Here is a 22,243-nt window from a genome sequence, read left to right as displayed (position 1 = left end):
ACGTTCCCTTTTAACTGAGTGAGTTCAATTACCAGTTTGGCGCATTGACGCCGTTTTGGGGAGCGTCCATCTCATCATCCATACTACACTCACCGAAGCTAGCCACGATAAAGTGACGGCGAATTAAACCAGTATTTATTGTGTACCAGGCTACATTTTTTCCATTTTCTTCGAAAGGTTGAAGCTGAGTGAAAAATGTTGGGTCCTCTAGGCTATCAGTAACAAGGAAGACTCCTTGAAATGGGAGTTCACCTATTTGAGAAGGAATTGATATCATCACTGAGTAATCTGAATCTGAAAGTGTTATCTCGATTTCGACTTGATCCTGATATTTGATGCTATTTTCAGTGCGTTGCTCTTCGGTAATATAGCAGCTAGTGGCAAACACAGCCGAACAGAAGAAATATAGAGCTAAACAATAAATCCGCATGACTCAACTCCTTTTGAGATATAACAACTTTATCAGAGTACACTTCCCATATTTTAGCGCGAAAACATCCTTATTTAATGAACTTATATTAATAGCAAATAGTGTAATCTATTGCCAACTATAAACATTATGATTGTTGAAGTTTATTTCACTATGTAAAAGGGAAAAGTTTCCTCATAGTATCTATTAGCTAATAATAATTAACCCTAACCGACCGCTTATCGCTCTTTCCTGACTATCAACTAATTGCCAAAAGCTAACTTTATTACTCCCGAATAAATTAACTATATTCGATTCTTAATATTTACCACGCAAAAGTTTTGTGGAATAATGCCCGCCTCTTAGGGGAGTAGCCCGCTCAGTAATGAGTAAACTTATCAACATAATTGCACCTCAAGTGCATGGTAAGTTTGTAATGTTGTAGCAAGCGTTATCGGCGAGACCTAGGTAGACACTATCCTCATGGCGGGAGATAGTTGTTTGCCTTGGTTTAGTATTCCCGCCTGTAAGAATCAATAATGGAAGTTTTTTTAACCTCAACCGTCACTGTCACACTTGCCGAAATAGGCGATAAAACCCAGCTTTTATCACTCCTGTTAGCCGCCCGCTTTCGTAATAAAGGCGCGCTTATTCTTGGTATTTTAGCCGCAACCTTACTCAATCATGGTTTATCAGCATGGTTTGGGCAGTGGTTAAGTAATAGTTTTTCTTCTGAATATTTACCTTGGCTTGTAAACATAAGCTTTGTTGTAGTTGGACTTTGGCTATTAGTTCCAGACAAGGACGAAGCTGTAAGTAGTAAATATGATAGCTACGGAGCTTTTTTAGTCGCTTTTGTATTATTTTTTATTGCAGAAATTGGTGATAAAACACAAATAGCGACGGTGTTGTTAGGCGCACAGTATCAGTCTGTGTTTTGGGTAACGGTAGGAACCACGTTAGGTATGCTAATTGCTAATGTCCCTGTTATATACGCTGGTAATGCATTACTAAAAAGAATATCTTTAAACACCGTACGTGCTATTGCTGCTTGTGTGTTTGTGTCATTAGGTATTTATGGCTTAGTTACAATTTAATCAATATTAAAGCTCGCAACTGTTGATTTAAGTGCGAGCTTTAGTTTATCGATACGTTATTTATGCATTATTTACACAGTAACATCCCTTGGTTTGTGTAATTAAAAGGTTAGAGTTAAAACCTGCGGCTAAATTAGTGACCGCAGTTTCAACAAAACCACTTCCTTGGGCACAAGCTAATCCTTCAGAGAGCGGCCCAGCATAAACAAACTCACCATCTTTATTAATAATAACGGCGGCAGGCGTTGCCGGAATAACGTGTTTAAGCTTTGGTGTTAATTCAACTTGTACAACCTTCATAGCTTTATTGGCAGCAAAAGAGGTTAACGATGAAATATGCGGCTTAGCTTGTATAGTACACCCGCATTTTTTTTCTGTTATAAGCACTAAAGACGGCTCACCAGTATCAACCCAATCCAATTGCTTTTTAAAGTTATTAAACCAGTGTTTTTGCAATAAAACTTTTGAGCTATCAAACGGTTTAAGCTGCTCTAATTGAAAATAAACTAACCCTGCAACAACACAAATAAGCCATGTAGTTATAAGCGAAAATACGAAAGAGTTAGATTTATCTAAACTTGGCAATGCTTTGCTCTAACATATCGATACTTACATCAATTAACTGCACCTTAGCGGTTAACTGCTGCACTATTTGCGTATCTTGGTACTGATTTTGGCGCATAGTATCAGTACTGCTTGCTATTAATTCAGTATTACCGGCCTGCTCAGCTACAACTTGTGCAACTGAATCAGAGCTTGAAGATACTGCGGCTATTTGCTCGCTCATTGCTGAAATATTCTCTTTCATTGCAGCACTAATACTTGTTAAATCAACTACAAAACTCACACACTGACTCATTGATTGTGTTGACGTTTTACTATTATTAACAAGATCTTTTAATGTTAGACTAATTTTATCTGTTGTTGCTTTACTATGGTTAGCCAAAGATCTTACCTCATCAGCAACAACAGCAAAACCTCGACCATGTTCGCCTGCACGGGCAGCTTCAATAGCGGCATTTAAAGCAAGTAAGTTTGTTTGCTCAGCAATACCTGATATCTCATTTAGAAGACCTGAAATAACATCACCCGCTGCCACTAAGAGGTTTATTTTTTCTTCAGTATGGTTAAGTAGTGTTAACAGCTCTCTACTTTTAGCATCTGTTTGAAGAACTTCTTTTAATGCGTTGCTGGCAGCTTGTGTAATATGGTCTACTTGACGCTTTAGCACCTCACTTTCTTCTTCTACAAGTTTAAAACCATTAGCAACTTGAGCGCCAGAATTAGCAATATCATCAGTTTGTTGTGTACGCTGCACTGCACCACCCGCCAACTGATCATGAACATGTATAAGCTCTTGTGAGTTTTTTTGCAGTGATTCTGATTGAGTTTGTACCTGCTTAATAACATCCGATAAGTAATCTAGTAACGTGTTAAACCCTGCTACTGCCTCACTTTTAGTGTCATCAGCGCGAAGAGAGAGTTTTATGTTTTCAGGGTCTTTCATTATTTGCTCTGTCGCATAACTTAAAGATAGACTCGCACGACGTTCGCGTTGCAACATTATGGCAATATAGCCTGCAACTAGCACCTCAACTATTGCGTATCCAGCATGAATAAGCACCGTAGTAAAAGCAAGCCTATCAGGGTCAAATACGTAAAACCCTGTATTTTGAGTTTGTAAATAATAAAAAGACAAATGATGAACTGCCACGAATACAATTGCAGTAATAAACACTCGCCATTGTACAAAAACAATTAACATGGGCATTAAAATAAATATTTCAAAATGGACTTCAATCAACCCAAAAGTTTGTTGTATGTGCAAAAAAGAAAACATCATTATGGCGGCAGCTACGACATGCGGGGTAACAGGGCTGTCCCCTTGTGTGTTTAAAAGCCATATAGGTAATAAACACAATGGCAAACCTATCATAAAGGCCTGCGCTAATGTGTCGAAATACAAGCCAATAGCGATAGACTCGACAAACAAAAGACTGAAAATAATTGTAAATAACCGGCCAATACTAGACATAAAAACCTTAAAATTGTTGTTTGCATTGTTGTTTTATAAAGCAGTCTGCAATATACGTGTAAAAACGAGTTTCAGTTCACTGAACACAATAATAAACTACCGACACACCAAAAATTAATACATTTAATTTACATGATATACATGTGGTCTACTTAATTATAGGGAGTATTTTTTTAAACGTAGGCGTTGCTGCTTTTTTTGTCCATTGAAAAATAACTATTTCAGCGCATGAAATTACCGCACCCGCTTGGCGTAATTGCTCAACTGCCAAGTTTTTATGTTGCGGATTTCTCGAGCCAATACCATCGTGTACGACAATAACCTCAAAACCATTTTCTATTAAATCTAAGCATGTTTGTAAAACACACACATGCGCTTCAGTGCCCACAACAACAACCTGCTTTTTATCATGGCTTTTTAACTTATCAACAAAGCCAAGCTCTGCACATGCACTAAAGTACGTTTTATGAAAATACATAGCATTAGGTAAGGTATTTTTAATTTGCTGATTAGTCTCGCCCAACCCTTTGACATATTGCTCAGTTATTAAGGCCGGGACGTCGTGAATAATACCTGCCTGCGCTAACTGCAATGTACTTTTTAAAATATTCGGAAAATCTTTAATTGCAGGAGCAAGCAACTCTTGTAAGTCTATTATTAATAATACGCTGTTTTTTACATCAATATTAGATAAAACCACTATACTCTCCTCATGAACATTAACTGTTATCTATTTAGATTAGCTCACTATTTGAAAATAGAAATTTTAACTTTACGTATATTATTTGTAATTAAAAAATAAAAACTTATGCTATATTTACTATCTAGCTAAGTATCATCCTATCCTCCACTGAGAGTGTTTATAAGTGCGTTTGAGCAAACTTTTTTTTCATATCACCATTATTTTTTTACTATGCATTCAATATACTTTTGCATCACAGAACTATGCTCAACAATTACAACGTATTTCTACTGACGAAGGTCTCTCGCAAAGTTACGTTTTGCAGACACAAGAAGACGAAATTGGCTATATTTGGATAGCTACCCAACAAGGTTTAAATCGCTTTGACGGGTATAAAGTAAAAACTTTTAATGGTGGCTTTGGCTTAGATAAACACTATATTTATGCGTTATTTAAAGCCGAAGACGGAAAAATTATCGTTTCAACTGATCTTTCTGGTGCGTTTATAATAGATCCCCTCACTTTAAAAACCGAAAAAATCTATTCAGGTCAAATAGATAAAGAACAAAAGATGTTTTCTCCAATCTCCGCGATGACCCAAAAACAAAATACTTTTTACTTCGCCATAGATGGTCAAATATATACATTTGATGAGACGAGCAAACGCTTTGCACTTAAACTAGCTCTACCAAATGAAGGTGACTATATTAGGTCATTAACGATATATAAAAATACTTTATATATTGGTACAAATGATGGCTTATACACGGCAAATATAGATAATTCAGAACTTGTAAAAATCCCTCTTCATCCCCCTGAAAAAAATACGATAGATAATATAAACGTCAAATTCTTAAGTGTTGATAATGAATTAGGATTACTTGTTGGTACTGTTGAAGGCATGTATCAATTAGCATTCGATAATAACAAAAATATATCTGCAGCAAATATTACAACTTTAATCCCTGATTATAATATATGGGATTATGCCAATACTGTTTACGGGGAGTTTGTAGCAACCGAAAGTGGATTGTTCAGTTATCACCGCGAAACCAAAGAACTAGAGTTCATATTAAATTATGAAAAAAGTAAGTTTAATATTAGTGAAAACTCAATCAACGATCTAATGATTGATAAGTCCGGCGTGCTTTGGCTCGCATCTAGAACCCAAGGGGTGTTTACTTGGCCAGTCAAAACTCAACGGTTTAAACATATTTTTTTACCAGGGAATAATACTGTTCATGCTGCCTATCAAGATAAAAATAATATTATATGGTTAGGGACCGAAGATGGTATTGCGCGCTACGACAAAGTTACAAATAAAAGTAAAGTATATTTAAGCTCGACCGACTCAAAAGCCATATATGGAGCATCTGCGGTATTTGATATTTTTGCGTCTTCGATTGGAGATGATCAGTTTCTTTGGCTTGTTACTTTCAACGGGTTCAAACTTTTTGATAAGCAAACAGGTAAAGTTATTGAAAACCAAGACACAGAGAATGATGTAATTAACCGATCAAACTTATTTGGCTTTGCCCAATTATCTGCAGACACATATGCATTTATGTCTGATGATAACTTTTATCTTTTTAATGAAACAACCGGAAAAACAAGAATTATTAAGGGACTCAAAGAGCAAGTCGACCCTTTATTTTCTTACGCTTTTTATAAACACCTCGACACACATCCTGAAGAGTTTGTGCTTGGTACATCAAAAAGTTTTTTTAGGTACAACGAAAAAACGAAAACGTTAACGACTATATTTCAGTCTTTTAATCCTAAAGAAGATATTTTTTATACTGTAGAAAACTTTTACTTAGACTCAAAACGGAATACTTTATGGTTGGCAACCACCCAGGAAGGCTTACTTGGTGTTGACCCAGTTACTTATGAGAGAAAACACTACATAGGATTAAAAAATTCATTTAATACTGACTCTATCTATTCATTACTTCCTGATCAAAATGGTTTTTTATGGGTAAGTAGTAACAATGGTTTATACCAAATAAACCTAGATACACTTAATGTGGTGAGTTATTCAGTGAAAGACGGGTTGAACATAAACCAATTCACACAAATTGCAGCAACAACATTAAATGATGGCAGGTTAATTTTTGGCAGCAATGCCGGAGCTCTACTATTTAACCCTGTAGACTTTAATGAAAAAGAACAACTGAAAAAAAGCAATCTAGCCATTACTGATATAGGCCTCTTTACTAAGGAGCTCAATTATCACCCTCATAAATACCTTAGCAAACCGCTTGAGCTAGATCATGAAGATATGGGGTTGACGGTTAGTTTTTCTAACTTTTCTTACCCCAATATAGACAAAGCGTATTATAAAGTTACCCTTTTAGGGCCTACGTCCCTTACATATGAAGACTTACAATCTAATCAAGTATTTTTCACAAAGCTCCAACCGGGTAGTTACTCACTAAAAATATCAGCACATAATCGCGATGGTATTGTTACAAGCGAACCAGCCACGCTTAACATCAACGTAGCTTATGCTCCATGGAAGTCGCCCTTTGCTATTGCCGCCTATATAACCTTAATGCTAGCCGTGTTGTTTTTTATTTTTTGGCAATACCGCAGCCGCCAAGTTGCAATTGAACAAGCCCATAGAGCGACTATTCATTCGCAAAAGCAAACAGAACTCGCGCTTAAAAATAACAAAAGTGGCGTGTGGGATTATAATTTTAAAGATGCTTCCGTAAGTACGCTCAGAGGAAGTGAATTAGGCTATACAGGCTTGCCTGTACGCGTACACATAGAACAATTTTTAGCGCTAATACACCCAGATGACCGACGTCGTTTTGAAAGCCAATGGGAAAACTATTTCAAATATAAAAAACAGCAAAATTGGCAAGCAACCTATCGTTTACAACATAAAAAAGGGCACTGGCTGTGGTATCAAGATACAGGGCAAGTTATTTATAACCCTCAAACAAATGAGCCTTTATATGTTTCTGGCATATATACCAACATAACTGAGCAACGTGCTAATGAGCAACAAGCAAAAATTTTAGGTGAAGCGTTTAGCCAAATAAACGACTGGTTACTTATACTCGATAAGCATTTAATGCCATTTTCTGCGAATAACAGCTTTATTGAAACGTTTTCAAATGAAAAAGTAGCCACTAAAATTAGTCCTAAATTATTCATAAAAGCGATTGGTAAAGATAAGTGTAAAGAGTTTGCTGGTATCTTAAAAAAATTAAAACCGACAGAAAACTGGCAAAGTGATGCTTATATAAAAACAGCAAAAAGTAACGAACATCCAATTCATATAAGTGCCACAGCAGTTACAAAAGATACTGCAAGTTATTATGTGGTGGTTATTACAGATTTAACCGAGCAAAAACGTGCTGAAAACGAATTGCGCTATTTGGCTAACTTTGATCCTCTAACGCATCTACCTAATCGTAGTTTAATGTATAAAAATATTGAAGACGCGATTAAACATGCCAATGAAAGTAATACACAATGCGCATTATTATTTATTGATTTAGATAAGTTTAAACCTGTTAACGACTCTTTTGGCCACGCAGTTGGCGATAAGCTACTTTGTAATATTACCCAAAGAGTAAACGGTATGCTTGGCGTAAACGCAAAACTTGGCCGTCAAAGTGGTGATGAATTTTTAGTGCTGATTCAAAATATAAAATCGCTTCAGTCTCTTCGCGATACAGTAAGAAAAATTAGTAATGAGTTAGCTAATAAAGTAATTATTGAAGACTTCTCTATTAATATTTCAGCAAGTATTGGCGTAGCTCTATACCCATTTGATGCTGTAACCACCGATATACTTATCCGTAATGCCGATGTAGCCATGATGCACGCTAAACAAGGCGGGAGAAACGACTTTAAGTTTTTTAGCGATGAAATGAATGAGCTGATAAAACAAAAGTTACTGCTCGAAAATGATTTAAAAGATGCAGTAAAAGACAACCGATTTTTTAATCACTATCAGCCCATTATCGACATAGAAGAAAAAACAATAAATGGCGTGGAGTTACTCATGCGCTGGAAAAATCAAGGACAGTTGGTATCCCCAGCACTTTTTATACCGGTAGCAGAAGAAACCGGTTTAATAGAACTCCTTACTGAGCAAGCATTGCAACGAGCTCTTATTGAAATTGCACCTATACTCAGCGCAAACCCATTGTTTTATATATCTTTAAACTTATCGCCTAAACACATTTTAAAAACAAACATAACCCAGCGGTTAATGTCCATATTAGCGGACTCTCAAGTTCATCCAAGACAATTAAGACTTGAAATAACAGAGAGTATTTTACTAGAAGATAAACTCAAAGCAGCCAAGCAGCTACAAAACTTAAAAGCTGCTGGGTTTAAATTACTACTTGATGATTTTGGTACTGGTTACTCGTCACTCACCTATTTGAGCCAATTTCCTATTAATGTTATTAAAATAGATCAAAGCTTTGTAAACAGTATTGGTATAGATAAAGGGGATGAGTCAATTATTAAGACCATTCTTTTATTGGCCGAAAACCTAGATCTTTACTGTATTGCAGAAGGAGTAGAAACGCGCGAACAGATGATCTTTTTAGCCGAGGTTGGGTGTACTGTACTGCAAGGTTATTACTTTGCAAGGCCAATGGATGCTAAAGACTTACGTAAAAGCGATTGTTTTAGCAATATCATTGATTTGATTTGATTTGATTTGATTTGATTTGATTTGATTTAAAACATTAAAAGCGTGCTAATCATTATTACACGCTTTTATATTAATTAAATGCTACTAATGGATGTGATGGCATTCGTGGCTTTCTATTTGTAATACACTATTGCGTACATTAAATTTTTCAGCTAACAGTTGTTCTACCTTCATACGACATGCTTCATCGTGTTTTTCAATAGTACAATGCTCTTTAAGTACAACGTGCGCCCCGACTACTACACCCTTATATTTACGCGTTACAGTGACGTTATGGACATTGTGAACATGCTCCATATCTGTAATCTCACTTTCAATATCTGCAACTTTAGGAAGTTTGGCCTTATTTAAGCGTAAACCTTTTATACAACTAATAATGACCTTAACACCGGTAAACAACACGAAAGAGGCGATTAACATGCTCGATAAAATATCGATAACAACCCAGCCCGTAAAATATATAAGAATACCAGCTACAAATGTCGATACTGTCGAAATCAAATCAAAGAATGAATGTAAAAATACCGCGTAAACATTAATACTCGCTTTGCGGCCTTTATATAAAACCCATGCAGCAGCACCATGAAATAAAAAACCAATAGCAGCAATAACCGACATTAAATAACTATTAATAGCCAGTTCATTTCCTTCATGCTGGTGTATATAGCGCTCACCACCTTCATACAAAATAATTAAACTGATTGCTAGGTATAAAAATCCGTTCACCAGACCACCCAAAAGCTCGGCTCTTTGATGACCATCGTTATAAGTTTTAGCAAAATGAATAGCGAGACTTGATGCAATCAGTGCGATGAATAACGAGCTATTGTGAACAAACAAATGCCCCGCATCGGCAAGTACAGCAAGCGAATTAGAATAATAAGCACCTATAACCTGAATTACCATAAACGAACACGTAATTGCTAGCGCAATAAGTAACCGACGACGAGAAGCTTGGTGTGTAGTGATTTCTGTCATGAAATGCTTGAATAACCTATACTTAAAGTGCAAATAAACCAAAGATGGCTTAGAGTAGAAAAGGGTAATGATATACAGTATCAATTATAATACGTACTGCCCTCAAACGCACTAAAAACTTAGTAAATCAAAAAAAATGTGCTAATAATTAGTAGGGCTTGTTGAACTTCGGTGGTTGAATTTACACCAGTATTTTTGTTTTTTAGGCAAGGCAGAGCCTATGTAGTGTGGCTATTCCCCATAAATAGGCGATAACGCAGCATAAATACCAAACATGCGCTGCCTTTTGAGCTCGATCTAAGGACGATTAACACGCCCAAGTAAAAACAATAAAAATACAATAGATAACAATTTAATTGTGGCTTAAACACATGGAGAGTTGAGTGAGTAATAACCTATCAAATGAAATATGGCGAAACTTTGAGTTACTGCCGTTTTGTGTATTACTTTATGATGCCAATGAAAATATATTTAAAGTTAACAGCCAAGCACAGGACTTGTTTGGCTTAAGAAATAAATCACATTTTAATAAAATTGATTTTTCACACATCACTTTAACCAATCATCACAGTAAAAAAGAACTATTAGTCGAGGAGCTATTCTTTAATTATTTCACTGCAAATAACCAATGCCAGTTTGTTTTATCAAAACAGGTATCTAAATTGCTACTCAATGTAAAATTTGCAAAATTACCTAACTCAAGCTCCATTATTATAATCGATGTATTGAATAATAATGTAGATGAACAATATGATTTTGATAATATTATTTCGAACATATCAACTGACTTAATTGATATTCAAAACGACGACGTTGATAAGCATATCAACTACGCATTAAAAGCTATTGGTACCGTTTGCCACGCAGATAGAAGTTATCTTTTTAAGTTTGCCGAGGATGGTAAAACCATAAATAACACCCACGAATGGGTCAATAATGATATACAAGCATTTAAAGAGGACTTACAAAACCTTCCGAAAAGCGATCTCCCATATTTTTTTAGTTTGATGGCACGTACTCACTTATTTAGAGTTAACGATGTAACGTCGTTACCCATTCAAGCAATGAGCGAAAAAACAATTTTCCAGCGACAAAAAATAAAATCAGTACTTTGCATTGGTCTACGTTATGACAAAGAGCTCGTTGGCTTTATAGGCTGTGATTGCGTTGTTCAAAAGCGAAACTGGACTGATTTAGACCTTATTCGCTTAAGGTTAGTAGGTGAAATGCTTGCTAATGCTTTCAAAAATTTAAATTACAAGCAAGAGCTACAACAAGCTCAGCAGCAACTCATTAATGCCAATCATAAACTTAACAAACAAGTTAATACTGATGGCCTTACAAACATTGCTAACCGACGCTGTTTTGATCAAACTTTAAAATGCGAAATTAAGCGCGGCGCACGTAATAAAGAACCCATTAGTTTAATAATGTGTGATATTGATTTTTTTAAGCGTTATAACGATAACTATGGGCATCAGCTAGGTGACGAAGTGTTAAAAAAAGTTGCCAAGGCGCTGCATGATCTTTGTAAACGTGAAGGTGATTTAGCCGCTCGTTTCGGTGGTGAAGAATTTGCGATAATTTTACCTGCAGTCGACACAGATCACTGCCAAAGATATGCTGTTCTTATTCAGGAAAAAATTGCAGAACTTGCAATTGAACATAACTTTTCAAGTGCCAGTAAATACCTCACTTTGAGTATCGGATTTTATAGCCTTATACCCAATCAAAAAACAACACCTAAAGAAGTTATAACTAACGCCGACATAGCCCTTTATAACGCAAAAGAAACAGGCAGAAATAAAATAGCCAGTTTTTAAAAAAACCGACTAAGTCGGCGCGCTACAGTGAGTTTTAGTGGTTAAAAGTTCGCTGTAGTGATAATCTATACACGCTGAAATTATAAACAATACAACCACTCAGCGTTTAATTATTAACACAAAACTGCGCCTTCTTCATAGAGTACTTTGGAGTAATAATCAGATATCACTAAATATAACACCTCACTAATTGTTGATGGAGTTAATTTACTTATCAGTGATTGTCGCTTACAAAGCAACGTATGGCGTTGAAATGAGGCCCCAGGTACAGAACAAGATTTAACTACACATCAATATTCAGGTATTAGCTGGAAACTCAAAAGTGAGCAACCAATTAGCGCCGGTACTGAGGTTTTAGTAACCAAAAAAGAAGTGGGTGTTATGTGGGTTAAGCCTAAAAGCTAACTATCACTTTAAAACAAGCACTGTGTATAATAAATTACAGTAAAACGGGCGGCTCAAACTGCCCGTTTTTTATGCCTGAGATTTTAAATACAGCGCCTTGTTCAGTAACAGTATTATTAATCGATTCATCAAATGCCGATGTCACAAGTAACAATTCAGCATTTTTACCGCCAAATGCAGTGCATGTCGGTTTTATTGCACAAAGCTTTATTGTTTTAATTAGCTCACCGCCAGGGGATAAACACATAACACACCCCATTCCCCACACAGCTAGCCACAAATTACCTAATTGGTCGGTTACGCAGCCATCGGGGTCAACATCAGTATTATTAAATTGATAAAAAACACGTGGCTCAGAGCAAGGTTCGCCAGTTTGCTCATCCAAATCTAATACATAAATACAACTCGTTAAAGAGTCGCAGTAATAACCGCGCAAACGTGGCTTATCAAAGCACAATCCATTTGGGATACTCAAACCACTTACAACGGCTTTAAGCTGGTGTTTATAATAACGGTATATTTTACCGTCACCTTTTTTAGCATTTACGTCCATTGTACTTAACCAAAAACCACCCCATGGATCAGCGCGGCCGTCGTTTGAACGCCGATTTAGTTGTGTATTTTCAATATTAAAAATAAGGTGGCGAGTGCTCGAATTAATATGGTATTTGTATAAACCAGTACTTGTACCTAGCAACAAGTGCTGCTCATCAATCCACGCTATTGCACTGAGTGTATCGGGAATATTAACTGTTTTTAGTTGGCTTTCGCTGTGTATTTTTTTGCTTAAAAGTAATTTTTTATTTATGTCGACCCAAAAAAAAGTATTCAGCATAGGGTGCCAAAGAGGACTTTCTGCAAGCTGATTCTGTGTGCTTTCAAAAATGGTTACGCTAGGGTCAAACATAAATACTTATTCTTTATTATTAACAAAGCCTTGTAACCCTAACCTTACCAGAAAACAGTTGATTTCGCGATGTGTACCTGGCTTTAATTTATCAACACATTTAGTAATCTCTATCGCATTTTTTAGACTGAGTTGATAACATCAAATTTAATAAAAAGGATTGACCATGAACAACAATAATAAAAACACACTCGTCGTTGAAGGCGGTGCAATGCGCGGTATATTTGCCGCAGGTGTGCTTGATGAGTTTTTAAAACAGCAATATCAGCCGTTTGAACGCTATTTTGGTGTTTCAGCCGGGGCAACTAATATAGCCGCATTTTTATGCAAACAACCAATGCGAAATTATAAAGTGATTACTGACTACTCATGCCGTCCTGAATTTATTAATTTAGCGCGCTTTATTAAAGGTGGTCATTTATTTGATTTAGATTGGTTATGGCAAGAAACGATTCGCGAAATACGTCTTCATACAGAGGTATTCGAACAAACTCCACACGAGTTTTATATTGTATCTACGGCAATCGAATCAGGCAAAGCACACTATTTAAAAGCCACCAGCGCCGATATGGTGCATCAATTAAAAGCATCATGCGCTATACCCATTGCATATCGTGACTACCCTATTATTAATGACATAGCGATGGCGGTGTTGCTGATTCAATTCCTGTAATAAAAGCTTACGAAATGGGTGCACGCGAAATCACCGTTATTTTGTCTCAATGTTTAGGCTATCGTAAAAAACCAAGTAAGGCACCTTGGCTCACTAAAAAAATGTATAAAAACTATCCCGCATTAATTCAAACGACCTTAAACAGGGCTGATTTTTATAATAAGTCTATCGATTTTATTATGAATCCACCTAGGGCGTGTTGATCTTTGTGGATTGAAATTTGTTCAATCTAGGGGCGATTAAATCGCGGCGCGAGGTTTGTAACCTAGTGGGCTAAGTAAAAACCGAGCAACAAAGAGTTAATCGTCCCTAGAAAGAACCCTTTGGGCAGCGCATGTTTGGTATTTATGCTGCGTTATCGCCTATTCATGGGGAATAACCACACTACATAGGCTCCGCCTTGCCTAAAAACCAAACATACTGCTGCAAATTCACCCACCAAAGATCAACACGGCCTAGTGACTGAAAAATCAATATCATTGCACCACCGGCTAATTTTAAAATTGGGCGTACCACTAAAAAGTTTGAAATACTTAATAGTGGTTACAACATGGGAGTTGATACTGCTAAGGCCTTTTTAGCTAAATAACTGCATTATTTAACCTAATAATTGCGGTGCTTTACCCGCAATAACTGCGGTTAGTAAACCAGCTAACATTGCTCCCACAACGGTGCATATTGCACCGCCTAAAATACCGTAAACACTCATAAAACATATCAGCGCTAAACCAAATAGCAGTGCACTTAAAAATGTTTTAGTCGCTAATGTAAGTGTGTTTTTTCGTATATTGAGCATCATGAGTAGTAAACTCACCATCGCAATTGTAATTAGTAGCTCGTTCATGCGGGTTGTACCTCAACTTGTAATTTTTGTGTGTTTTTTATTTTTAAGGCAACAAACATACACACGATACCCACCACCATAAAGCTTATATCTACTACCGCGACAAGCGAGCTATTAAGGTTAATAACATTGCTAACGCCAAGTAAAATATTAAGTGGCAGCACCAAAGCAAGCGAAGCGCCGCATAGTAAAAGTGTCAGCTTAAAGTAGTTTTTATAACCTATGGGCAATACGCTTAAGAGTACCCATGCCAACCACGTATAAAAAAACACGGGTCCAAAAAAGCTATTTTGCGCCACACCAATAACGGTATAATTAAGTACAACTTGCACAGGAAATAGCACAAAGCTTGCTAATACCAAACCGCCACAACTGCCAATAATAAAACGATTCCAGCGTGCATATGCCTGCATACTCAGTGAAGGGCTACTGCCACGTGTACGCTTTGTTAGCCACATCATCATGCCCGAAATAGGTAAAAGCGCAGTACTTAAGCCAAGCAATACCCAAAGTAATTTTACAAACACCCCTGCAAAGTTCCCAAAGTGCAGCGGAAACATCAACTCAATTACTTTTATCGAAACACCTGAAATATCACCAAAACTACTCATCGACTGTACAAACTCACCATTGCCCTGATAATGCAGTAACTGAGAAGCAACAGCCTCGCCACCTAACAAACGCAAATATACCTGCGCATTCGCATCGTTATGCGCCATTATTGTGACATCCCTAATTATTGCTTCAGGGTAACGACTATGAGCATGCTCTAAAATAGTGTCTATTTTTGTAGGTTGTTTAATGTGGCTAACTACAGGCTCAGGAATAGCAGTAAACGTTTCTATTAACTTATCTTGATCGCCACCAAAGCTCACAAACGCAGCTGCTGGTAGTAAAATAATGGTCGCGAGCCCTAAAAATGATCCTGTAAAACCAATCACAATGTTAAATACGCTGCCCCAAATACCTATAACCTTATGAGCATCGCTTACTGCAATATCTAATCCTTTATCTCGCCTAAACGTAAAGAGCTCTTTTATCAATTTGCGATGAATAAACAAGCCTGTCACTGCACTTACTAAAAGCGTTAAACCTAAAAACCCAGTGAGTATTAACCCAATTGGTCGCCCTAAATGCAAATCTGCATGAAACTCACCTATATAAGTTGGCGCATCCGTTTTTTTATTGGCGTAAAACTCTTTACTAGGCCCATAGTAAGTATTTTCCAGCGTCAGCGTATCGGGATGAAATTGAAATACTCTGGCCACCTCTTGGTCGTAATTTTCATCGCCATGGTGGGATTCAAATACCAACGTTAACAAATGAAAGTTATGCCCACTTGGTAAAAACACATGAATGTTTTCGCCAAATTCACTAGGTACTTTTTTATGGTATTCGTTTACTAGTCGGTTAATTTGCGCGCTGGCAACGTGTTGGCTTGATTGCAGTTCTGGGTTAGCCCATATTTTTAACTCAGGTCGCGACAGAACTGCTAACGCCCCACTAAATGCAACAATAAATAGCAGTACCGCAGTAATAATTCCTACCCAACTATGTAATAAAAATAGCTTTTTTAAAGTAATCGACTTCATCCCTGCCCCTGCGTTAACGCCCAAAAACTCAATAAACCATGTAATACACACAATGCAATCATTACTACAAAAGGTTGCCATGCTTTTTGCGCCAAATACGCATAAATAAACAACGCAGTCCAAATAATAGGAAAGAGTAAAATAGGCAGTAATATTTGTTCATTCATTTGAAACGGTAAATAGGTTGTCATACCCGGAATCATTATTACCGCTGTAACTAGCGCTAATACACACGCAATTAAGTGCCTTCGCCGTGTAGCTGTAAACGTTTTTTTATTATTCATTATTCGCTCAATAAATTTGCCCAAACATATACAAAACAGCACATGCAAATGATAACAATTGTCATTATATTGTGCATTTAATACTTAATGCAATTTATTAAACAAATTAAGTCTAAAAACACTGTTGGTTTACCTTAAGAGCTTTTATGCTACGCCTCGCAATTTAGGTACGCAGTAATGCGTCATTTCAGTTAAGCCGAGTTCGGGCTTTTTAATTTTTCAGGAAGCAGTAAACCGTGGATATAATTAACGCGATTATTTTAGGTATTATTGAAGGTATAACAGAATTTTTACCCATATCATCAACTGGGCACTTAATTGTAGCGTCAAAGTGGTTAGGCATTGAATCAACAGACGCTAACCTCGCCTTCGAAGTAATTATCCAGCTTGCCGCCATTTTAGCGGTACTAGCCAACTATAAAGACAAGTTTAGCCCTAAACATTTCAATTTATGGGTGAAAGTTGCCATTGCATTTATTCCTTTGGGTATTATTGGTTTTATATTTAGTGATGTAATAAAAACACTGTTTAGCGTACCAGTAGTAGGTGTTATGTTTATTGTAGGCGGTGTGATTTTTTTACTATTAGAGCGCAGTTATAAAGAGACTCGCTGCACAACTACCGATGTAACCCAAGTTACTTATAAACAAGCTCTTTGGATTGGCGTAGCACAAGTATTTGCGTTAATTCCAGGGACTAGTCGTGCTGGAAGTTCTATTGTTGGTGCCATGTTGTGTGGTTTAAACCGAAAAGCCAGCGCTGAATTTTCATTTTTACTTGGTTTACCTGTACTTGCAGCAGCCTCAGGGTACGACTTACTTAAACATTACCAACTGTTTAGCTTAGATGACCTAACTGCCCTTGCAGTTGGCTTTTTAACATCTTTTATAGTTGCTTATTTTACTATTAAACTATTCATACGCTTTCTAGAAAATTTCACTTTTGTTAGTTTTGGTCTTTACCGAATCGTATTTGGTGTTATTTTATTAGCTATAGCCTACACATAAGAGAATATTATGAGCGAAAAAATAAACGAAGAAGCACTCCACGCCTTAAAAATAGCTTTTACTTACATGCCTAAAGCGATTGAAGTGACAAAGTATGAATATGGCGAGCGCTACCAAAGCGTACTTGATCACATTGAAGCTGTACGTGAAACACTGCTTATTAACGATGTTGACCCAGAGGAAGTAGGCGGCGATATCAACCCGCAATATACCCCAAATTCAACGTATTAAAAGTATACCGCTGAGTATTATATGCTCGGCGGCATGTTGCGCTATATACAAGGGCCTGTTTATCTTTCGAGGTTAAATTTGCAGCAGACTGTTTGGTATTTAGGCAAGGCAGAGCCTATGTAGTGTGGTTATTCCCCATAAATAGGCGATAACGCAGCATAAATGCCAAACATGCGTTGCCCTTTGGGTTCTGCCTAGGGACAATTTACTCTTTGTTGCTCGGTTTTTACTTATTCTTACATGGATGTAAGCCAGTAGAATAACGCAGGAGCAGTTATCGAGCCCACTAGGTTACAAACCTCGCGCCGCGATTAAATCGCCCCTAGATTGAACAATTTTTAATCCTGAAAGGTCAACAGGCCCTACTACTATTAATAAACCACTAACTTAGTTCATAAAAACATAAGGTTATAAAATTTAATACGTATCAATTTTAGTTATTAGTAATTAAAACTGCTAAACTGGATTTTAAATTAATACCAATGCCCTTATTGGCCTATGTATTATATAAATTGAACAAAAGCTTACGGGGTGTTTTCTTTTGAATTTTTTACGATGTTTTCACGATATAGTTTCTAATCAATCTCTTGATTTTGAAAATAAAATTAATAAGCTCTTAGTGTTTGGGTTAGAAGTATTTGACCTTGAGCTAGGTATTATTAGTAAAGTAGATGAAAACAGCTACACCGTTTTATATGCCAAAACCCCTGACAACTCACTTTTACCCGGTACCGTGTTTGAATTACAAGGCACCTATTGCGTACATACGCTCGCTGCAGGCTCTGCACTTGCCTTTCATAAAGCATCTCAAAGCGCAATTGCAAACCACCCCTGTTATATAAACTTTCAGTTAGAGTCTTATATTGGCGCGCCAATAAAAATTGGTGAAAAAATATTTGGTACCGTTAACTTTTCATCCATAAACAGCTCTCCAGCTTTTAATGATGCAGCCTATGATTATATTGAGTTATTTGCACAATGGCTTGGATCGGAATTTGCTCGCACTCAAGCTAAAGAACAACTCATAAAAAATAGTAATACTTTATTAAAGTTAGAGAATGTAGCAAATATAGGTACGTGGGAGGTTGATCTAGTCTCCGATAAAATTACCTGGAGCGAGCAAACATACCTCATACATGAGGTGGATGAACAATTTCAACCGCAAATGAATTCTGCAGTCGAGTTTTATAAAGAAGGTCCAAGTCGTGAAGGCATTACTCGCGCGGTAGAATTAGCCATAGAAAAAGGCAAAAAATGGAATTTAGAACTAGAAATAGTAACCGCTAAAAATAAACATTTATGGGTGGCTACCTTTGGTGAGGCCGAATTTGATGAAGGCCGATGTGTCCGATTATTTGGCACCTGCCAAGATGTAACCGAGTCAGTCAAGCTTCGAGAAGAGCTTAAACAAAAGCAAGCTCAAGCAGAGCGCCTACTTGAAGACAGAAGCATGCTATTTGCCAAAATCAGCCACGAATTAAGAACCCCACTGAATGGCATTACAGGTATGCTAACCACATTAGTTGATGAACACAGTGAAGAAGTTCGCGCTGAAAAAATTAAAATAGGACTTAGAAGCGCCGATATTTTACTTAGTATTATTAACGAAGTGCTCGATTTTTCTAAAATTAATCATGGTGAGCTAAAGCTTGAGCCTACTGACTTTTTACTAAAAACAATTTTTACCGATTTAACTTCTTTGTATACACCTCTATTTAAAAACACGCATGTAACGCTACAAGTAAATAATACAATTGATGACAACTGCTGGGCGTTTAGCGACAACACACGCCTTAGCCAGATTGCTTCTAATTTACTGAGTAATGCACTTAAATTTACTGAAAATGGTTCAGTTACATTAAACACCAGCCTTTCTAAAATAAAAAATAAGCTAAGTTTAAATATTGAAGTGTCTGATACAGGCCGAGGAATGAGTAAAAACTTTTTAGAATCACTGTTTTCTCCTTTTTCTCAAGAAGTAGATGCTAAGAATTCAAAAGGTGGAACAGGCCTTGGCCTTGCAATAGTAAAAGAGCTTGTTGAATATATGGGCGGAAAAATAAAGGTAAAAAGTACACCTAATAAAGGCACTACGTTTTTAGTAAATATTCCTATTGAGAAAGGGACAGAACAAAAACAAGAAAGCCTTAAATCAACGTTAGATATCAACGGCAGTGAACTATCAGTGCTTGTAGTCGATGATAACGACATCAATCGGTTAGTACTTCATGCTTCTTTAGGCAAACTTAATATTAAAGCCGACTCTGCAGTTGATGGCCAAGATGCTGTATTAAAATGTCGCCAAAAGCATTATGACCTTATTTTTATGGACTGCATTATGCCCATACTCGATGGATTTGAGGCAACAAAGCAGCTTAGATCAGAAAACATCTGCTCGCATGAAAAAACTTACATAGTAGCAATAACAGCTAACACTTCATCACAAGACAAACTTGCCTGCAAACAAGCCGGTATGGATATGTTTATATCAAAACCGTTTAAACTACCCATACTTGAAAAGGCAGTTATTAACGCGCTTGAGCATACCGTAAAAATCAGCTAATTTTTACTGCACTGCCACTGGTAAAAAATAAGAACATAAAATGAAAAACATAATTAGAACTATATTACTAACAGTACTTATTGTTGCAGTATTTAAAGTCGTTTCCACTGGGCAATGGAGCTCATCAATAACAATAGTTATCGTATCAGGCGTATTGCTGTTAGTTACATTTATCAGTGCTAAGCCATCACGTGGATCATCAGCTTATACTGGCAGTGACTCATCAGTTTCCTCTAGCAGTAACTCATCGCATTCTCATACAAATTGTAGCGGCGGTGATTCTGGCTGTGGGTGCGATTAAATCGTGTGCTAATTCTTAAGTATTAAAAAAGCCGCCTTTGGAGAAGGGCGGCTTGGGTTAACAAACAGCTATGGGTGTAGCCTTGCTGTTATATCAAGAGAGTTTTTACTAAATTTTTTATTAAATAATGTTAAGCAGCACTTTGATCAGCTTCTTCAGAGTGACGAATTAAATAATCAAATGCACCTAAACTTGCTGTTGCACCGCTGCCCATTGCAATAATAATTTGTTTAAACGGAGTATTGGTTGCATCCCCCGCGCCGTAAATTCCTGGTAGTGACGTTGCGCCTTTAGCATCAATCAGTATTTCACCAAATTTACTTAATTCAAGGTCGCTGTCTTTTAACCACTCGGTATTTGGTATTAAGCCTATTTGTACAAATATACCGGCAAGTTCAAGCTCTTTGCTCTCTCCCGACACTCTATCTGTGTACATTAAGCCAGTTACTTTTTTACCATCGCCAAGTACTTCGGTAGTTTGTGCACTTTTGATAATGGTAATATTAGCCATGCTTTTAGCTTTACGAATAAGCACTTCATCAGCACGTAGTGTGTCTGCAAATTCAAGTACCGTAACGCTTTGCACAATATTAGCTAAATCGATTGCTGCTTCTATACCTGAATTACCACCGCCAATTACGGCAACAGGTTTACCTTTAAATAAAGGGCCATCACAATGTGGGCAATATGCCACACCATGGCCGCGATATTCTTGCTCCCCTGGTACGTTCATTTCGCGCCAGCGTGCACCAGTGGCAAGTACGAGCGACTTAGCTTTAAGTACTGCGCCATTTTCTAGTGTAATTTCGTAGCCATTGTTATAACCAAGTGCCGCTGCACGCTGATTATGCATTACATCTACATCGTATTCTTTAACGTGCTCTTCAAGCTGGGCAACCAATTTTGGCCCTTCAGTCGCCTTAATCGAAATAAAGTTTTCTATTGCTAATGTATCTGCAACTTGTCCACCAAATCTGTCGGCAACAATACCTGTATTTAACCCTTTTCGTGCTGAGTAAATCGCAGCCGATGCGCCCGCAGGCCCACCACCAATTACAAGTACATCAAATTTATCTTTTTTACTTAGCGATTCAGCTTGGCGCTGTGCCCCTTTGCTATCTACTTTATTGAGTATGTCGGTAAGGCTTAGTGCACCTTGGCTAAATGGTTCGCCATTTAAATATACAGCCGGTACAGCTAAAATATTTCGCTCTTCTACTTCATCTTGAAATAATGCGCCATCAATCATGGTCGCTTTAATATTGCTGTTTGTCGCTGCCATAGTATTAAGTGCTTGGACTACTTGCGGGCACGTTTGGCAACTTAAACTTATATATACTTCAAAGTTAAGTTCTTGAGTAAGCGATTGTATTTGTTCAATGTCTTCACTTTTGGCTTTACTTGCGTGTCCGCCAGTATGTAAAAGCGCTAACACTAAACTTGTGAATTCGTGGCCCATAGGTACGCCTGCAAACGTAATATGAGTGTTTTTAATAGGTGAATGTACAACCATTGACGGGCGACGTGCGCTTGTGTCGGGGTTGTTTATTACCGTAAATTTATCGCTCAGTGAGGCTAAATCGTTCGCTAAGCTTTCTACTTCTGCTGATTTTTTGCTGTCATCCAAGGCAATAAGCAGCTCAACAGGTTGAGTAAGCGATTCAAAATGGCTTTTTAATTGATTTTTTATGTTGTTATCTAACATGGCTTAACCCTTTTAGGAAAATT

At 37.1% G+C, this 22,243-nt stretch carries 18 protein-coding genes and 2 pseudogenes; 10 read left to right on the top strand and 10 right to left on the bottom strand.

Going from position 1 to position 22,243, the window contains the following annotated elements; translation table 11 throughout:
- Positions 1 to 28: 28 nt before the first annotated feature.
- Positions 29 to 430: a hypothetical protein gene (locus I6E72_RS18770; RefSeq protein WP_197113751.1), complete on the bottom strand. Its 402-nt coding sequence runs from the start codon at positions 428 to 430 to the stop codon at positions 29 to 31.
- A 518-nt stretch (positions 431 to 948) separates the two neighbouring features.
- On the opposite strand from I6E72_RS18770, the gene I6E72_RS18765 reads away from it, so the two are divergent.
- Positions 949 to 1,506, top strand: coding sequence for a TMEM165/GDT1 family protein (locus I6E72_RS18765; protein ID WP_197113748.1), 558 nt, complete (start codon positions 949 to 951; stop codon positions 1,504 to 1,506).
- A gap of 60 nt (positions 1,507 to 1,566) precedes the next feature.
- Here I6E72_RS18765 and I6E72_RS18760 read toward each other — a convergent pair whose 3' ends face one another.
- The 3 genes from I6E72_RS18760 to I6E72_RS18750 form a co-directional block, all read right to left on the bottom strand.
- Positions 1,567 to 2,091: a DUF6436 domain-containing protein gene (locus tag I6E72_RS18760; protein ID WP_154902939.1), complete on the bottom strand. Its 525-nt coding sequence runs from the start codon at positions 2,089 to 2,091 to the stop codon at positions 1,567 to 1,569.
- Positions 2,075 to 3,541 (bottom strand): methyl-accepting chemotaxis protein, encoded by a 1,467-nt coding sequence (locus I6E72_RS18755; protein WP_197113745.1) that lies wholly within the window; start codon positions 3,539 to 3,541, stop codon positions 2,075 to 2,077. Before I6E72_RS18755 ends, I6E72_RS18760 begins: the two co-directional genes overlap by 17 nt.
- A gap of 148 nt (positions 3,542 to 3,689) precedes the next feature.
- Positions 3,690 to 4,241, bottom strand: a complete 552-nt coding sequence (locus I6E72_RS18750; protein WP_154902941.1) for an isochorismatase family protein — start codon at positions 4,239 to 4,241, stop codon at positions 3,690 to 3,692.
- A 166-nt stretch (positions 4,242 to 4,407) separates the two neighbouring features.
- On the opposite strand from I6E72_RS18750, the gene I6E72_RS18745 reads away from it, so the two are divergent.
- Complete coding sequence (locus tag I6E72_RS18745; RefSeq protein ID WP_197113743.1) at positions 4,408 to 8,907, top strand: EAL domain-containing protein; 4,500 nt, start codon at positions 4,408 to 4,410, stop codon at positions 8,905 to 8,907.
- An 84-nt stretch (positions 8,908 to 8,991) separates the two neighbouring features.
- On the opposite strand, the gene I6E72_RS18740 is transcribed toward I6E72_RS18745, so the two are convergent.
- Positions 8,992 to 9,885: a cation diffusion facilitator family transporter gene (locus tag I6E72_RS18740; protein ID WP_007581834.1), complete on the bottom strand. Its 894-nt coding sequence runs from the start codon at positions 9,883 to 9,885 to the stop codon at positions 8,992 to 8,994.
- Between the two features lie 383 nt (positions 9,886 to 10,268).
- Here I6E72_RS18740 and I6E72_RS18735 point away from each other — a divergent pair, with 383 nt between their 5' ends.
- Both I6E72_RS18735 and I6E72_RS19810 read left to right on the top strand, forming a co-directional pair.
- Complete coding sequence (locus I6E72_RS18735) at positions 10,269 to 11,708, top strand: diguanylate cyclase domain-containing protein (protein WP_197113741.1); 1,440 nt, start codon at positions 10,269 to 10,271, stop codon at positions 11,706 to 11,708.
- A gap of 267 nt (positions 11,709 to 11,975) precedes the next feature.
- Positions 11,976 to 12,113, top strand: a pseudogene (locus tag I6E72_RS19810) (NfeD family protein); the annotation flags it as partial.
- Between the two features lie 34 nt (positions 12,114 to 12,147).
- Here the strand turns inward: I6E72_RS19810 and I6E72_RS18730 are convergent.
- Complete coding sequence (locus I6E72_RS18730) at positions 12,148 to 13,020, bottom strand: SMP-30/gluconolactonase/LRE family protein (RefSeq protein ID WP_197113727.1); 873 nt, start codon at positions 13,018 to 13,020, stop codon at positions 12,148 to 12,150.
- Between the two features lie 166 nt (positions 13,021 to 13,186).
- Between I6E72_RS18730 and I6E72_RS18725 the strand changes: the two are divergent.
- Together I6E72_RS18725 and I6E72_RS19805 are read left to right on the top strand one after the other, a co-directional pair.
- Positions 13,187 to 13,893 (top strand): annotated as a pseudogene (locus I6E72_RS18725) (patatin-like phospholipase family protein); the annotation flags it as partial.
- Between the two features lie 269 nt (positions 13,894 to 14,162).
- Complete coding sequence (locus tag I6E72_RS19805; RefSeq protein ID WP_442960309.1) at positions 14,163 to 14,282, top strand: hypothetical protein; 120 nt, start codon at positions 14,163 to 14,165, stop codon at positions 14,280 to 14,282.
- 9 nt (positions 14,283 to 14,291) lie between these two features.
- On the opposite strand, the gene I6E72_RS18720 is transcribed toward I6E72_RS19805, so the two are convergent.
- From I6E72_RS18720 to I6E72_RS18710, 3 genes are read right to left on the bottom strand one after another with little or no spacing between them, the layout of a single operon-like run.
- Entirely contained in the window at positions 14,292 to 14,537 is a 246-nt protein-coding gene (locus tag I6E72_RS18720) for a hypothetical protein (RefSeq protein WP_197113724.1), read from the bottom strand.
- A complete protein-coding gene (locus I6E72_RS18715; protein WP_197113721.1) occupies positions 14,534 to 16,129 on the bottom strand; it encodes a PepSY-associated TM helix domain-containing protein in 1,596 nt (531 codons plus the stop codon). Before I6E72_RS18715 ends, I6E72_RS18720 begins: the two co-directional genes overlap by 4 nt.
- Positions 16,126 to 16,413: a hypothetical protein gene (locus I6E72_RS18710; protein ID WP_033026460.1), complete on the bottom strand. Its 288-nt coding sequence runs from the start codon at positions 16,411 to 16,413 to the stop codon at positions 16,126 to 16,128. Before I6E72_RS18710 ends, I6E72_RS18715 begins: the two co-directional genes overlap by 4 nt.
- A gap of 236 nt (positions 16,414 to 16,649) precedes the next feature.
- On the opposite strand from I6E72_RS18710, the gene I6E72_RS18705 reads away from it, so the two are divergent.
- The 4 genes from I6E72_RS18705 (at position 16,650) to I6E72_RS18690 (ending at position 20,515) form a co-directional block, all read left to right on the top strand.
- On the top strand, positions 16,650 to 17,420 hold the full coding sequence (locus I6E72_RS18705) for an undecaprenyl-diphosphate phosphatase (RefSeq protein ID WP_197113718.1): 771 nt from the start codon (positions 16,650 to 16,652) through the stop codon (positions 17,418 to 17,420).
- Between the two features lie 9 nt (positions 17,421 to 17,429).
- The gene (locus tag I6E72_RS18700; protein WP_007581825.1) at positions 17,430 to 17,651 is read left to right on the top strand and encodes a hypothetical protein; all 222 of its coding nucleotides are present in this window, start codon (positions 17,430 to 17,432) and stop codon (positions 17,649 to 17,651) included.
- Positions 17,652 to 18,192: 541 nt separating this feature from the next.
- Positions 18,193 to 20,214, top strand: a complete 2,022-nt coding sequence (locus tag I6E72_RS18695; RefSeq protein WP_197113715.1) for a GAF domain-containing hybrid sensor histidine kinase/response regulator — start codon at positions 18,193 to 18,195, stop codon at positions 20,212 to 20,214.
- A gap of 40 nt (positions 20,215 to 20,254) precedes the next feature.
- Positions 20,255 to 20,515 (top strand): hypothetical protein, encoded by a 261-nt coding sequence (locus tag I6E72_RS18690; RefSeq protein WP_197113712.1) that lies wholly within the window; start codon positions 20,255 to 20,257, stop codon positions 20,513 to 20,515.
- A 130-nt stretch (positions 20,516 to 20,645) separates the two neighbouring features.
- Here I6E72_RS18690 and ahpF read toward each other — a convergent pair whose 3' ends face one another.
- Positions 20,646 to 22,220 (bottom strand): alkyl hydroperoxide reductase subunit F, encoded by a 1,575-nt coding sequence (gene ahpF, locus I6E72_RS18685; protein ID WP_197113709.1) that lies wholly within the window; start codon positions 22,218 to 22,220, stop codon positions 20,646 to 20,648.
- Positions 22,221 to 22,243 lie beyond the last annotated feature (23 nt).

It is taken from the genome of Pseudoalteromonas sp. NSLLW24 (assembly GCF_015864725.1).
Lineage (GTDB): Bacteria > Pseudomonadota > Gammaproteobacteria > Enterobacterales > Alteromonadaceae > Pseudoalteromonas > Pseudoalteromonas arctica.
The sequence above is the reverse complement of the archived record's forward strand: the minus strand, read 5'-3'. Positions and strand labels throughout refer to the sequence as shown.

What these genes read in the sequence shown, in the direction of transcription:
- I6E72_RS18740 (WP_007581834.1), bottom strand. Translation starts at nt 9,885, where the DNA reads ATGACAGAAATCACTACACACCAAGCTTCTCGTCGTCGGTTACTTATT.
- I6E72_RS18755 (WP_197113745.1), bottom strand. Translation starts at nt 3,541, where the DNA reads ATGTCTAGTATTGGCCGGTTATTTACAATTATTTTCAGTCTTTTGTTT.
- I6E72_RS18720 (WP_197113724.1), bottom strand. Translation starts at nt 14,537, where the DNA reads ATGAACGAGCTACTAATTACAATTGCGATGGTGAGTTTACTACTCATG.
- I6E72_RS18765 (WP_197113748.1), top strand. Translation starts at nt 949, where the DNA reads ATGGAAGTTTTTTTAACCTCAACCGTCACTGTCACACTTGCCGAAATA.
- I6E72_RS18700 (WP_007581825.1), top strand. Translation starts at nt 17,430, where the DNA reads ATGAGCGAAAAAATAAACGAAGAAGCACTCCACGCCTTAAAAATAGCT.
- I6E72_RS18710 (WP_033026460.1), bottom strand. Translation starts at nt 16,413, where the DNA reads ATGAATAATAAAAAAACGTTTACAGCTACACGGCGAAGGCACTTAATT.
- ahpF (WP_197113709.1), bottom strand. Translation starts at nt 22,220, where the DNA reads ATGTTAGATAACAACATAAAAAATCAATTAAAAAGCCATTTTGAATCG.
- I6E72_RS18715 (WP_197113721.1), bottom strand. Translation starts at nt 16,129, where the DNA reads ATGAAGTCGATTACTTTAAAAAAGCTATTTTTATTACATAGTTGGGTA.
- I6E72_RS18690 (WP_197113712.1), top strand. Translation starts at nt 20,255, where the DNA reads ATGAAAAACATAATTAGAACTATATTACTAACAGTACTTATTGTTGCA.
- I6E72_RS18730 (WP_197113727.1), bottom strand. Translation starts at nt 13,020, where the DNA reads ATGTTTGACCCTAGCGTAACCATTTTTGAAAGCACACAGAATCAGCTT.
- I6E72_RS18770 (WP_197113751.1), bottom strand. Translation starts at nt 430, where the DNA reads ATGCGGATTTATTGTTTAGCTCTATATTTCTTCTGTTCGGCTGTGTTT.